Source organism: Spirosoma endbachense (assembly GCF_010233585.1).
GTDB lineage: Bacteria > Bacteroidota > Bacteroidia > Cytophagales > Spirosomataceae > Spirosoma > Spirosoma endbachense.
Genome location: NZ_CP045997.1, coordinates 6,568,822 through 6,582,227, shown reverse-complemented (window position 1 = coordinate 6,582,227; position 13,406 = coordinate 6,568,822). Strand labels below are relative to the sequence as shown.

Here is a 13,406-nt window from a genome sequence, read left to right as displayed (position 1 = left end):
GGTTTTATTGCTTATGATACTTCGTCTGCTACCGTCTGAAGAAGGCCTTTTATATAACCATAGCAGAACGAAAAGGCTTGTAAATCAGCGGCACTATCGGCATGGTGTGGCACATGATCAGGCATAACCATGCCCGAATAGCCAACATCGCGTAAAGCCCTGACAACATGCAGAAAATTCATGTCGCCGTTATCGGGATAAACCTCCTGGAAATTGTTCCAGCCACCCTTAATGTTGCGCAAATGAACGTTAAAAATCTGGTTTCGCTCGCCAACCCATTTGATGATCGGCATAATTTCCGTTTTGGGGTCATTCAGCCCTTCGGCAATTGATCCGATGCAAAAATTGAAACCATGATATTCACTATCGTAGAGCTTGGCAAATCGCTGAATACCCTTAAAAACATCCGGGCTATTCCACCGGGTTATTCCCCGAAACCCAACGGGCGTTGGGGGATCGGCAATGTGATTGGCTAGCTTGACCTTATACTCTTTGGCAACCGGAAGAATTCGGTCGAGGAGGTAAGTAATGCGCTCAAACATCTGCTCGATCGATACATCCCCTGCTATGGTTTTGGGCGCATTTTGTTTGACGGCCTCTTCGTAATTCCAGGTGCTATAGATGGCATTGCCGCGTTTTGGGTCGACTGTTTTTCCCGTCCGTAAAACCGGGAGAATTGTTGTGTTGTAATTCAGTACCTTAATGCCTGATTTCCCGGCAACCTGAATCATCTGCTGAAGGATCTCGATTTCACGATCGCGTTCCGGACTCTTTCCAAGCATTACATTCGGATATTCGGCCTTATCGATTCCAGAGGAAGCTAAGGGAAAGTGGTAGGCGTCAAGACTAATGCCGTATTTTTCACAGGCTTCTTTCTTTCTCAGCGAATCGTCCAGATCCCAGCCTTTGCCGGGAATCGTTTTAGGAGCACCTCCATCCAGATTATACACCCCATGTCGGGCTTTGAACTCCAGATTTTCGGTTGATGTGCCGCCCGATTGACAGCCCACTTTCATGAGTACTTTTTTGGGTTTGGCCTTGCTGTTGGCTTTTGCCAGCTCGGGGCTCCACGCGGCTGCTCCCACGGAACCAGCGGCAATGACTCTAATAAAATTCTTACGTTTCATCATGTTAAGGTTCGTTAAGGGTTTTGGTTTTAAAGCATTCATTGAGCCAGGATTTTCGAAAAAAACAGACTAGGCCTTAAATTGGTACAGGATGAATATGGGTCTGGTTTTAACGAAAATCCTGAGTACGATAAACTATTGGTCGTCACTTAGCAGTAACACGAGCGAACTATGGTCTAATTCGCCGTTTCCCTGAGCTACGGCAGCCTCCATTTGAGCGGCTACCAGAGCAGTACCTTTGAGAGGTACCGAAAATTCTTCGCCAGCCTGTAGGGCAATGCCCATATCTTTCTTGTGTAATTTGATCTTGAAACCCGGCTTGAAATTGTGATCGATCATGCGCTTTCCATGCAGGTCGAGAATGCGGCTTTGCGCAAAACCACCCAGCAGGACCTCCCGCATTTTTTCAAGATCTACGCCCGCTTTTTGAGCCAGTGCAAACGCTTCGGCAACGGCCTGAATCGTAATGCCAACAATCATCTGGTTGCAGGTTTTGGTCGTTTGTCCGGCCCCTGGTTCGCCGATGTGAACAATGTTTTTCCCCATTGCCTGAAATAGAGGCAGGGCACGCTGAAAGGCAGATTCACTACCGCCCACCATAATAGACAGCGATGCGGCTTCGGCACCTACCTGACCTCCCGAAACCGGCGCGTCCAGAGCATCGGCTCCTTTTTCCTGCATTAAGCCGTAAATGTTCCGCGCGGTTGAGGGCGCAATGGTCGACATGTCAATAAATAAGGCTCCTGCCTGAATACCTTCGAGCACCCCGTCAGGACCAGACACTACCTGTTCGACGTCGGGCGAATCGGGCAGCATCGTAATGATAATATCATTCTGTTGAGCCAGTTCTTTACTCGTCGCGAACGATTGTGCACCCGCTTCAATTAGTTCGCTGGCTGCTTTACTTTGACCCAGTACCGAAAGCGAATAGCCAGCCTTAATCAAGTTCAACGCCATGGGCTTGCCCATGATACCCAAACCAATAAATCCTACTTTTTCCATTTTATAGAGGTATTTTTCCTGCAAATACGGACCGTATCGGCGAGAAACAAATGTCATTTAATAACAATGTCGTTTCAGCGCATTAAACCAGTGGGAATAATTGAGCCGCAATCATGATAACGACCAGACCTGTCAGACCCATCACCACCAGTAAGGGTGAAATGGTTTTAAGGGCCTCACGTTCCGTTAAGTTGCTTAGTTTGCAAATGATCCAGAACCCTGCATCATTCATCCAGGGCACTAATTTTGACCCGCAGCCAATCGCCAGACCCAAATACAGTGGGTGAAATTCCAGGTGTGCATTGCTGGCCATTCCCGATAGAATGCCCGAAGCCGTGATCAGCGCTACCGTGGCAGAGCCCTGGGCGGTTCGGACAACGGCGGCAATGAAAAACGCCATCGGAATCAAGGCCATCTGGTAATCCTTCGTCATGTCGGCAATACGCGCGCTAATGCCGGTTTGCTGTAACATACCGCCGAAAGCGCCACCCGCTGCCGTGATCAGAATAATACCTCCTCCGCTCATCAGAGCCGCCTGCACGAACGGGGTTAGCCCTTCTTTGCTGCCCTTTTTTTCTTTGGCCAGTACAAGCAGTGCCGCAATACCACCCGTAACGATCGCGATATTCTTATCGCCAAAGAACTTGATCAGGCTTATCAGCTTCCCTAAAAAAGGCGACTGAGTAAGCGGTGTACCGGGCGTAGCCATCGCTGTGAGGGCTGTATCCGCACAGATAAAGACCAGAGGAATCAAAACGGGCAAAAGCGACAGTCCCAGCGCGGGAAGATGAATGGTCTCTTTGGCGGCTATTAGTTTGATGTCTTCCAGTTTTGCATCCAGCGAATCGCGCAGCGGAATCGGCCATTTCCGATTGGCCCAAAGGGCAAAAAAATACCCGGCCGTTATGGTAAAAAGCCCAACAATAGTGCCACCTATCATCATCATTCCAATGGGAATATGCATTTCGCCCACCAGAAATAGGGGTCCGGGCGCGGGTGGAACCAGCGAGTTGGCCATAGCTGCTCCGGCCATGATGCAGAGTACCAGCAGGAGGTAGTTTTTGCCGATTCGCAGAGTCATGGCCTTCGCCAGCGGCATCATCAGAAAAATGACCGTATCGAAAAATACGGGTATTCCCAAAAAGAAACTGCTGACCAGAAACGCAATGGGCGCTTTTTCGATGCCTGTCAACCGCAGCATAGAGCGTATAATTCGTTCGGCGGCTCCACTCTCCAGCATGCATTTTCCAATGATTGCGGCCATTGCAATCAGGATGCCTATTTTGCCGCATGTATTCCCGAATTCAGTGGCAATTCGTTCGCCGATTCCCTTTTTCGCCAGGGCCAGGGCAGCGGCCGGTGCCGTGCCTTTCGATAAAGCAAATTGTTCGATGGCAGAAGCTGGTGTCATTAATGCTACCACAAAAGCGCCAAGTAACAAGGCCAGAAATGGATGCAGCTTCAGGCCAATTATGCCACCTACTACGATAACTACGCCTACAGCTAAGATTATGAGCGGATCAGTCATTAAACAAAGGTTTATGAGAATAGTGAGTGGGCAGTCTGCTAGCACGAACAGACGAGGATAGACTTTATTGGTTAGCTGGTTTTTGAGACTGATCTAAATGCATCCAGTTTGTTCGCCAGGTTTCGGGCACCATCGGCAACAAACGTGGCATCGGCCCCGCAGGCAATCAGCCGGATGCCGAGGTCATGGTAGGTTTTATAATCATCGGGATTAAAGAACAGAATGCCAGTAGCCTTCCCCGCTTTTTGGGCCGCATTGATCGTTTCTTTTAAGGCTTCTTTAAATCGGGGATGGTCAAATTGCCCGAAAATGCCCAGTTCCATAGATAGATCGGCGGGGCCAATAAATAACACATCGACACCGTCGATAGCTGCTACTTCGTCGAGGTGATTGAGGACTTCAACGGTTTCGATCTGAACTACGCCCAAAATCGTATCTCTGGATTCCTGATAATACTGGTTGAAATTCTGAGCGAAGCCAGTAGCCCGTACCATCTTGGCAACGCCCCGGCTGCCATGCGGAGGATAATGTAAGCCGTTTACAACCTTCTGGGCATCTGCCGGATTGGTAATTTTGGGGCACATGATTCCTTCGGCTCCCATGTCGAGCACCCGGTGAATACGTTGACTTTCGGCACTTTCTACCCGTACGATAGCGCCAGCAGACGTATGTTCGAGAGCCTGTAACTGATACAGCACATCTTTCTCCGATCCGGCACCATGTTCGAGATCAATCAGCACCCAGTCGAATCCAGCCTGGCCAACAATCTCGGCTGTAAGTGAACTCCCAAGGTTTAACCAACACCCGTTGAGTGTATCGCCTTGCTTAAGTCGTTTTTTTAGATTCTTCATTTAAAAGAAAGGTGGAATAAGGAAGGCTTTACTTTATCAGGATTTTGTTAAAAGCCATGCCGGGTTTCTGACCATGTGCTTACTAACCGTGGCACGGCTCTTAACAAAACGCCTTTCTATTTTTTATCCCACCAGATTCGGGTATCGAGCAGATTAGGGCCCTGTCGGCCAATCGCCTGTTGTACATTGGTTTTATTAACGTTCAGCTCGGCATCCGTATAGGTCAATCGACGAATAAACGGCTCTGTTTTCAGATCACTGCCCGGATACGGGTTCGGCGTCAATACCGGAAACCCAGACCGGCGGAAGTTAGCCCATGTTTCTGGGCCCATCAGAAATGAAGCGACCCAGTATTGCGTATTGATTTGTTCCAGCTCTTTACCAGCAGCCAACGGATTGGCCTGTAAATAAGTCGCGATGGCAGCATCAGGAACGGCAGTAGTTGTTCCATAGCTGGCCAGCTGCCGCATGTGCGAACGGACGCCATTAGCGTATAACGTAGCCGGATCGCCCGTTGTCCATTTCCGGAATGCGGCTTCGGCCAGCAAAAGCTGGGTTTGCGCGTAGGTAACCAGAAAGCTGGGGGCCAACAGGGCGGCCATTCTCGTTTTGTCGAGCTGGCTGTAATCCCACAAACTAGCGAGTTTGCTGGCGGTTACAGCCGCACTTATCGTAGTGTTATCATAGCCCAGCGGTGCGCCGATCTGAACGCCTGGAGTCCGATTGGCCTTTGACTCAATCTGTTGAGCTCCACTGGTCGCACCCACATACCGAACCGCAATGGAGGCTAGCCGTGGATCGTTGGTTTTACTCAGATAACTGACGAAATCTTCGGCCAGATAAAAGAAGGCGGATTGACCACCATTTAACTGGGAGCCAACAGGATTGGTAAAACTGGCGGTATGGCGGATAATTGCGTTGTCATCATTGGACTGCATAACACCACCTGCCACTGCCTTGCCAACGTATTCGGCTGCTTTGGTCGGGTTTGCTTTGGACAACCGCATGGCCGCCCGGAGCAAAATGGAATAGCCTAAACGCTTCCATTTAACGACATCGCCATCAAAGAGAATGTCGCTGGCTACTTTTGTTTTGGTGGCATCCAACGCAGCAGAAGCGGCATCCAATTCGGTTAACAGATCCGTATAAACGGACTCCTGCGTATCATAGACGGGTGCTACAATTCCTTCCAGATAACTTTTTCCGGCCTGCGTATATGGTATGTCGCCGTAGGTGTCAGTCAGCACCATAAACGAATAAGCCCGCCATATTCGGGTCATATTGTACAGGTTCGTACGGGCCGGATCGCTTTTTGTTTTGGCGATGACATCCGTCAATTCTTTTATAACCGATTGATAATAGGTATTCCAGTTGCCGTTCGATACCGTCCGGTTATCCTGATTAAAGTTAGCTGCCGACCCCTGACCACTAAATGGCGTGATCATTTGTTTGACGATGGTCGTTTCATAGCTTAGGTTACCATAGCCCGGTGCACTGGCTACGATGGCGGTGTTCAATTGAAAGGCGGGTTCTACGGCTGTCAGCGCAACGGGATTGACATTCATTTCGTCGAATCCTTTATCGCAGGAAGCCAGCAGGAAGAAGGCTAGTACCCAGATTGGCAGGTATTTATTGATTTTTTTCATGGTAGTCCGTTTTTGATGGGTTGACAATAGCTGTGGGAGAAATCTTAAAATTTGACGTTAAGATTAAATCCAACACTACGGGTTATTGGCAAACCGGTTGCTTCGAGGCCTATCAAATTATCGGAGGGAAAGCCGAACTGCTCAGGATGAATATTGGGCACCCATTTCTTGATGACAGCTACGTTATTGGCCACGGCGTTTAACCGAATTCCTTTGATGAACTTACTGGAAGTCGGTAGAAATTTGGTGAAGTCGTAGCCGATCGTTATCTGCCGCAACTGCCATAATCCCGCATTGTAGACAAATTCTTCAGCAATGTTCTGCGAACGAACGGTTTCATAAAAAGCCTGAACCCCCGACTTGGTCTGGTTAACTTCGCCACTCGGATTGACACCATTTCCGATCACATAGCCCTCTGCCCGCCCGGCTAAAGTGGCTTTATGCAGGCCATGCCGCCAGGCATTGTGGTTCGTTCCGGAGATCATCTTATGCCCGAGCTTGAAGTCGATCAAAAACGATAGATTAATGCCCTTGTAGGTAAAACTATTGGTGAAACCACCAACCCACTTAGGCAAAGCGCTACCGAAGCTGATCTGAGTGGCTGTTCGCAGCGGACGCCCATTGCCCGCATCAAAAACCTGACGGCCCTGTGCATCCCGCAGGTAGCCAAAACCAAACAGCTGACCCATGGGCAGACCTACTACCTGACGCAGTTCACCCGTAAAATCGCCGGTTCCGACGGTGATCATATTGTCGCTTACGCTGCTGCCCAAATCGAGAACTTTCGTTACGTTATAGGCCGCGTTAATGTTGACATCCCAGTTAAAGTCGACTCGCTTAAGGGGCGAAAACGTCAACAGCATTTCCAGACCCCGATTCTGGCTTTGACCGACATTGATTAACTGCGTCAGGTATCCACCTGCATCAGATGTCTGGGCTCGCAGAATTTGATCCGACGATAGTTTGTCGTAATAGGTTAGGTCTAATCCTATCCGATTATTGAATAGTTTCAATTCCAGCCCCACTTCTTTTTCGGAAACACGCATGGGACGCAGGTTGGCGTTGGGAACCGTTGACCCGCTAATGCTGGCTAAGGGCTGGGCAGCTCCACTTGGCGATGGAAACTGCTGGGCATTTATTCCGTAGAAAAGGTTATTGGCGTAGGGCTGTACATCGGTGTCGCTCCCTACTTCAGCATAAGCCGCTCTGATTTTTCCGAAAGAAAGCCAGCCTGGTAAGGCGCTGGCGAATGCCTGTGAAAAAACGAAACTTGCGGTTACAGAAGGGTATAAAATACTCCGGTTCTCGGGCGATAGAGTAGAAAACCAGTCGTTTCGGACGGTTCCGTTTATAAACAGAAAGTCCTTGTATGAAACCTCTGCCGACCCATAGAGCGAATTGACCTGCCGTTCCGATAATTCATAGGTAGCATCTTTTTGGCGTCCATTACCTATTGTGTATAGCCCTCGGGTATAGAAATCCTGCGCAAATACGTTGTGCCGGCTAATTCTGCGGTACATCTGGTTGCCACCAATGTTCGCATTAACGCCAAAAACGCCAAATGTATGGTTGGCTCCCAACAGGAAATCTGTATTCAATTCGCGTACCGTCCGGGAGTCCTGCACATATTGGCCATTCACAAAACCTGCGGGTGCGGCAGGCTGCCGCTGACTACCGGTAGGGAGGTTGTAATCCTGTTCACGAGCATAATAGTCCTGCCCTACCCGTGCCTGCAAAAACAGCCAGTCCGTAAAATTGTACCGCGCTGTCAGATTGCCAAACACCCGATCCGTACGCACATTCTCGAAGCGTTTCAACGCAAAATAAGGATTGGTTCGGTTGGTAAACCGCGACCAGAGTACTTCATTCCCATTCGCATCGGATGCGTATTTTTCCAGAAGGTCCAGCGGCATGGAATTGGCCATGCTAAACAATACAACCGGGCTATAATCCTGCTCAGCGATATTCGGTGGGTTTTTCCGGTACTCATTGGAATAATTCACATTGCCCGAAATGGTCAGTTTCTTCGCCAGTGTTTGGGTAAATCCCAGATTAACGGTTTTGCGGTTATAGCCCGAACCCGGCAGAATCGTTTTGTTGTCCAGATTGGAAATCGACAGGTTGAACCCCCCGAACTCGCCACCCGACGAAAGACTGATGGTATTTGTCCAGGTTTGTCCGGTGCGGTAGTACTTCGTTATTTGATTCCGTTGAGGCACATAAGGTACTTCAACGCCATCGAATAAAATCTGGGTCATGCCTGGCTGGAATTTCTCGCCGAAACTCCATTGGCCCGACGTTGGAAAGGGAGCCGTTGGGCGAACACCATTTTCACCCTGACCGTATTCATACTGGTAATCGGTGTAGTCTAGCGGGGTGTCTGTCGTAAAATTGGTGTTGTATTCTAAGCCAATACCCGATCCTGTTCCTCTGGTTTTGGTCGTAATCATGATCACCCCATCTTTAGCGCGCGAGCCGTAGAGGGCCGAAGCCGCAGCGCCTTTCAGCACGGTCATGGTTTCAATATTGTCGGGATTAATGCTGCTGAGGCCATCACCGCTATCGGACGTACGGTTGCTTCCCTTGTCGGATACGTCTCCTCGGGCACCATAGTTTGTGTTATCGATCGGCACGCCATTGACAACGATCAGGGGTGAGTTGTTGCCGCCGAAGGATGATTGGCCACGAATCCGGATTTTACTGGTTCCGGCAGGTCCTGACCCCAGCGAGGTTATATTAACACCCGGAATTTTGCCTTGTAGGGCGTTCATGAAATTAGCCGTTCGGTTAACCGTTATCTGATCTGAGGTAACCGTAGAGGTGGCATAACCGATGCTTTTGGCCTGTTTTTTTATGCCCAAAGCCGTTACAACGACTTCGTTCAGCGCTTTGCTGGCCGGAGCCAGCGAGACTCGAAACGTCGATTGATTGCCCGCCACCACTTCTTTGCTGTCGTAGCCAACAAAACTAAAAACAAGAACCGAAGCGCTTCCGTCCGGAATGTCCAGCTGAAAGCTCCCCTCCGAATTGGATGTGGTGCCTCGTTGCGATCCTTTCACGATAACACTTACGCCCGGAAGTCCAGCTCCTTTTTCGTCTGTTACCTGACCCGTTATCGGTCGTTTGGGCGCGGCTTCCGGATGGTCGATCGGTTCAACGAAGCCCGTATCGCTAGAAGCCGGTGCGCTGGCCGACAGAACGATCTTTCGGCCTACCAGTTCATAATTGACAGACAGCGGTTTGATGTACTTAATGAGTACCTCTTCCAGGGTTGAATTATTTACCTGAACGCTTATCCGTTGCTTAGGGTCGATTACCTGAGAGCTATACACAAACTGTACACCCGTTGCTTTTTCAATATCGATCAGTATCTTTTTGATCTCTTGATTTTCAGCACGTAAAGTCAATCGCTTGCTCAGGTATTCCTGGGCCTTACTCGAGTGGGCATACGACACGCCCACCAGCAGGAACATAACTAAACTTTGTGTTAGAGAAAACCGCATAAGTTTTAGCCAGAGTTGCCCGGAAAGGTGTTTTTCCATAGTTTTGGTAAGGTTTAAAGGTTCGGGTTTCGGAACTTCTTCCACTGAGCGGTTACTTTGGCGAGTCGACTCCCAGTGGATAGACCTATCGGCAGTGGCTTAGCCACTGCCCTTGTTTTTATGCATTCACCGGCACTTATCGATAGCTTTTTCGGCTAAGCACAATTTGCCCATCTATTATTTCATAAGTCGCTGACGCGGCTTTGCAGAGTAAATCCAGCTTTTCATAGAGTGACTCACTCGAAAGAGCGGCCGTAATTTTGCACCCCTCAAAGCTTTGTTCGTCGAATTGAATCGGAATACCGTAACTGGTTTCTAATTCCCGTAAAATCGCTGACAGGGCAACGTCGTCGTACACGAAGGTTATTTCTTTATCGCTTTTTCGGACAAGCGTGGGATTTGCTACCAGGGTTTTTGTCAGATTACCATCGCTTTTTTCGAAAATGGCCGCCTGGTTTGCATTCAATATCAGGCCGTTGACCTCTTTATTATGGGTAGTATGTTCGGGATTGGCCTTATACACAGACACTTTTCCGGATAGTACCTGCACCGTAATCTTTTTGTCGAGATCGAAAGCGCGTACCACAAAGCGAGTACCCAACACTTTGGTGACGGTTTCACCGGAATAGACCATAAAAGGCTGTTTCCGACGCTTAACGGAGAAACTTCCTTCTCCTTCCAGATAGACTTTTCGTACGTTTCCGACAAACTGCGAGGGATAGCGAAGGCGACTTTTTGGGCTGAGTAACACCTCTGAACTATCGCTAAGTGCAACCCTAAGCAGCTGCTTGGTATGGTTAAATGTCTCGACAAATTGGTTGGCAGAACCCTCCGGCGAATGAGTAGGACCATCGGCCTGCCTGGTAATTAACGGCGTTGAGTTGGTGTGGATAGAATACCAGCCTAGCCCAACCACGGTCAAAAGGAGTGCAGCAATGCCAGCTGCCCAACGGAAACCATACGGGAGCCTTGACGATGTTTCGGACCGAAAAATGGATGAGAAAGGCGACCGATTGGGTACTGATGAACCTGTGGCTTCAATGAATAGCTCGACTTCTTTCCTTATTTCGGCTTCGCTGATACGTTCGGGAGCAACAGTGGCGGCCCGAATGAATTGCTCTGCCTGATGAAATGCCTCCCGTCTGTCGGGGTAGTGTTGCAGAAATGATCGCCAGAAAGCCTCCCGACTGCTTCGTCCCCGAACCCAGTCTTCAAAATCTTTATCGTCAATAAAGTCGTCTACCCGATATGATTCATAATTCTTCATTGCCGTCTACTGCTTAGTCTAAAATTAGATCCTCTCCAGAAAATAAAGAAAAAGCCCTATCGTGTTGACAGACCAGTTTTTCCGGAGGCTATCCAGCGATTTATGAAGCAGATTGTAAACCGATTGACGGCCAAGATGCATGATGTCCGCAATCTGTTCGAAGCTGAGGTTCTGGTAGAAACGCAGGTAAATGAGTTCTTTCTGGCGTTCTGGTAAATGATTGATTACGTGCTCCAGTTTTCGAATCTGGTAGATTTCATTTTCTTCTTCAATGAGCCGTATATCAGCCGCGAACTCGACCGAGAACGAATATTCGTCGGAGAGTGCTGACTGGTGCGTCGCCTGTTTTTTCGACAATTCGCGCAGGATGCGGGTTTTAAGAACGACGAGTAGGTAGGAGCGGACATTGCCGACCGAATTGATCGATGCCTGCATTTTCCAGAGATTGACGAATAGCTCCTGGATACAGTCTTTTACAAATTCACGATCGCCATGCAGGCGCATTCCCCAGTGGAACAGGTCAGCATAATAACTCTGCATGATTTTGGCCAGAGCGTACATGTCGCCCGCCCGATATTCCTGCCAAAGTTGTTGCGCTTCTTCCGAAGGTAGCCGTCTGCTCATAAGTCCAGGTGCCTTTATTACATGAGCAGTTTTTAACGAAAACTTAACCTCCTATTTGAGATTATTTTCTTAAAAAATTAGAAAATACTTATGTTGATGTTAGCAATTATCGATTAATAGCGTCCTGGAAGGCCAGATATAATTGCTTTTCCCCCGATTATTTTTCGATTCCGATCAGGCGAAAAAGGCCAAAAACGCATAAAACCCGGTTTTTGCCGGGTTTTATGCGTTTGATAATTTAGGGATTTACGCGGTAAAATTGCAGATGTTACCGAGCCTTACAACGGGAAGATTACTGCTTGTTGGCTTCAAGAGCCATTACTTCCTCCAAGGTTAAGTATGGTCCTGAATGATTCGCCCACCGTTCTCCAGATTCGGCTAACTCAGCCGCTGTATGTCCATTCTTAATCGCTCTTACTCTCGGGCGGTCGGGTGTTTGAGACTTTTTGCCCTTGTTGTTGGTTGATTTGAGCATAACGGTTTCAGTTTTCTTCTTGTCCCAACGCTATGCTATTGTTGCTCTCCCCGGCATTTAATTACCAGGATTTTGTTTGACGCTACTAATTTTTAGGCAGCTGCGCCTTCCTTCAGCCGTTCGGCGTTTTCGGCAATGCGGAGTTGTTCGATAAAGTCGCCAATGTCGCCATCCATGACGGCAGGAAGGTTATAAACCGTCAGGCCAATGCGGTGATCAGTCACCCGGCTTTGTGGGTAGTTATAGGTTCTGATTTTGTCGGAACGGTCGCCACTACCCACCATTGTTTTGCGCTGCGATGCAATGGCTTCGTTGTGTTTCTGCAACTCAATTTCGTAGAGCCGTGAGCGTAGAACGGTCAATGCTTTATCGAAGTTTTTCAACTGTGAACGCTCATCCTGACACTGAACAACAAGCCCCGTTGGAATGTGGGTCAGACGAACAGCTGAATACGTTGTGTTTACTGACTGACCACCTGCACCCGATGAACAGAACGTATCTTTCCGAATGTCGTTCATGTTCAAGTCAACATCAACCTCTTCGGCTTCGGGCAGGACGGCTACACTAGCCGCCGATGTATGAATCCGGCCCTGGGTTTCGGTAGCGGGTACGCGTTGTACGCGGTGAACCCCCGACTCAAACTTCAGCTTACCGTATACATCTTCTCCCTCGATTTCGGTGATAATTTCTTTGTAGCCCCCCGATGTGCCTTCTGTATAATCGACGAGCGACATCCGCCAGCCCATTTTTTCGCAGAATCGCTGATACATCCGGAACATGTCACCGGCAAAGATAGCCGCTTCATCGCCACCAGTGCCGCCCCGGATTTCCAGAATGACGTTTTTGCTGTCGTTCGGGTCTTTAGGAATGAGCATTTCTTTCAGCGTCTCCTCCAGCGTTTCCCGACGTGGCAGCAGTTCATCTAATTCGGCTTTTGCCATTTCCCGAAAATCTTCATCTTTTTCGGTAGAAATGATTTGTTTGGCGTTTTCGATCTCTTCGAGCAGTTGCTTGTAGGCTTGATACTGCACAACGATCTTTTCCAAATCTTTATATTCTTTGCTCAGTTTCATGAACCGTTTCTGGTCCGAAACGGCCTCGGGCTGCACGATTTGCTGAGCTACTTCGTCGAAGCGTTCGCTAATGGCTTCTAACTGGTCAAGCATATATTGGGAAGACGTTAGATACTGGATACTTGGACGTTCGACAAAAAGATACCGCTAATTGATCTGATATCGACTGTCTACCGTCCTGAAAAACAAAATTACAAAAATCCCGGCAGTTAGGCTTTATGTTTGCAGGCTGCAACCAAGCCTTTTGTGGGATCGTTCTATCTGTAAATGA

At 48.7% G+C, this 13,406-nt stretch carries 10 protein-coding genes; all 10 read right to left on the bottom strand.

The window, feature by feature from the left end:
- Positions 1–11: 11 nt before the first annotated feature.
- The 10 genes from GJR95_RS26915 to prfA all read right to left on the bottom strand — a co-directional run bounded on the left by GJR95_RS26915 (position 12) and on the right by prfA (position 13,228).
- Positions 12–1,127 carry a mannonate dehydratase gene (locus GJR95_RS26915; RefSeq protein ID WP_162391881.1) on the bottom strand — a complete coding sequence of 372 codons (1,116 nt, stop codon included), beginning with the start codon at positions 1,125–1,127 and terminating at the stop codon, positions 12–14.
- Between the two features lie 135 nt (positions 1,128–1,262).
- The gene (locus GJR95_RS26910; RefSeq protein ID WP_162391880.1) at positions 1,263–2,129 is read right to left on the bottom strand and encodes a 2-hydroxy-3-oxopropionate reductase; all 867 of its coding nucleotides are present in this window, start codon (positions 2,127–2,129) and stop codon (positions 1,263–1,265) included.
- 82 nt (positions 2,130–2,211) lie between these two features.
- Entirely contained in the window at positions 2,212–3,657 is a 1,446-nt protein-coding gene (locus GJR95_RS26905) for a GntP family permease (protein WP_162388798.1), read from the bottom strand.
- A gap of 71 nt (positions 3,658–3,728) precedes the next feature.
- On the bottom strand, positions 3,729–4,508 hold the full coding sequence (locus GJR95_RS26900; RefSeq protein WP_162388797.1) for an HpcH/HpaI aldolase family protein: 780 nt from the start codon (positions 4,506–4,508) through the stop codon (positions 3,729–3,731).
- 116 nt (positions 4,509–4,624) lie between these two features.
- Positions 4,625–6,154, bottom strand: a complete 1,530-nt coding sequence (locus tag GJR95_RS26895) for a SusD/RagB family nutrient-binding outer membrane lipoprotein (protein WP_162388796.1) — start codon at positions 6,152–6,154, stop codon at positions 4,625–4,627.
- Positions 6,155–6,198: 44 nt separating this feature from the next.
- On the bottom strand, positions 6,199–9,696 hold the full coding sequence (locus GJR95_RS26890; RefSeq protein WP_162388795.1) for a SusC/RagA family TonB-linked outer membrane protein: 3,498 nt from the start codon (positions 9,694–9,696) through the stop codon (positions 6,199–6,201).
- 136 nt (positions 9,697–9,832) lie between these two features.
- On the bottom strand, positions 9,833–10,963 hold the full coding sequence (locus GJR95_RS26885; RefSeq protein ID WP_162388794.1) for a FecR family protein: 1,131 nt from the start codon (positions 10,961–10,963) through the stop codon (positions 9,833–9,835).
- A 24-nt stretch (positions 10,964–10,987) separates the two neighbouring features.
- Positions 10,988–11,587, bottom strand: a complete 600-nt coding sequence (locus GJR95_RS26880; protein ID WP_162388793.1) for an RNA polymerase sigma factor — start codon at positions 11,585–11,587, stop codon at positions 10,988–10,990.
- Positions 11,588–11,879: 292 nt separating this feature from the next.
- Positions 11,880–12,062, bottom strand: coding sequence for a hypothetical protein (locus GJR95_RS26875; RefSeq protein ID WP_162383930.1), 183 nt, complete (start codon positions 12,060–12,062; stop codon positions 11,880–11,882).
- A gap of 92 nt (positions 12,063–12,154) precedes the next feature.
- A complete protein-coding gene (gene prfA / locus GJR95_RS26870; RefSeq protein ID WP_162388792.1) occupies positions 12,155–13,228 on the bottom strand; it encodes a peptide chain release factor 1 in 1,074 nt (357 codons plus the stop codon).
- Between the last annotated feature and the right edge of the window lie 178 nt (positions 13,229–13,406).

Excerpts from the sequence above, each read along its gene's own strand:
- GJR95_RS26885 (WP_162388794.1), bottom strand. The coding sequence starts at position 10,963 with ATGAAGAATTATGAATCATATCGGGTAGACGACTTTATTGACGATAAA.
- GJR95_RS26900 (WP_162388797.1), bottom strand. The coding sequence starts at position 4,508 with ATGAAGAATCTAAAAAAACGACTTAAGCAAGGCGATACACTCAACGGG.
- prfA (WP_162388792.1), bottom strand. The coding sequence starts at position 13,228 with ATGCTTGACCAGTTAGAAGCCATTAGCGAACGCTTCGACGAAGTAGCT.
- GJR95_RS26895 (WP_162388796.1), bottom strand. The coding sequence starts at position 6,154 with ATGAAAAAAATCAATAAATACCTGCCAATCTGGGTACTAGCCTTCTTC.
- GJR95_RS26915 (WP_162391881.1), bottom strand. The coding sequence starts at position 1,127 with ATGAAACGTAAGAATTTTATTAGAGTCATTGCCGCTGGTTCCGTGGGA.
- GJR95_RS26875 (WP_162383930.1), bottom strand. The coding sequence starts at position 12,062 with ATGCTCAAATCAACCAACAACAAGGGCAAAAAGTCTCAAACACCCGAC.
- GJR95_RS26905 (WP_162388798.1), bottom strand. The coding sequence starts at position 3,657 with ATGACTGATCCGCTCATAATCTTAGCTGTAGGCGTAGTTATCGTAGTA.
- GJR95_RS26890 (WP_162388795.1), bottom strand. The coding sequence starts at position 9,696 with ATGGAAAAACACCTTTCCGGGCAACTCTGGCTAAAACTTATGCGGTTT.
- GJR95_RS26880 (WP_162388793.1), bottom strand. The coding sequence starts at position 11,587 with ATGAGCAGACGGCTACCTTCGGAAGAAGCGCAACAACTTTGGCAGGAA.
- GJR95_RS26910 (WP_162391880.1), bottom strand. The coding sequence starts at position 2,129 with ATGGAAAAAGTAGGATTTATTGGTTTGGGTATCATGGGCAAGCCCATG.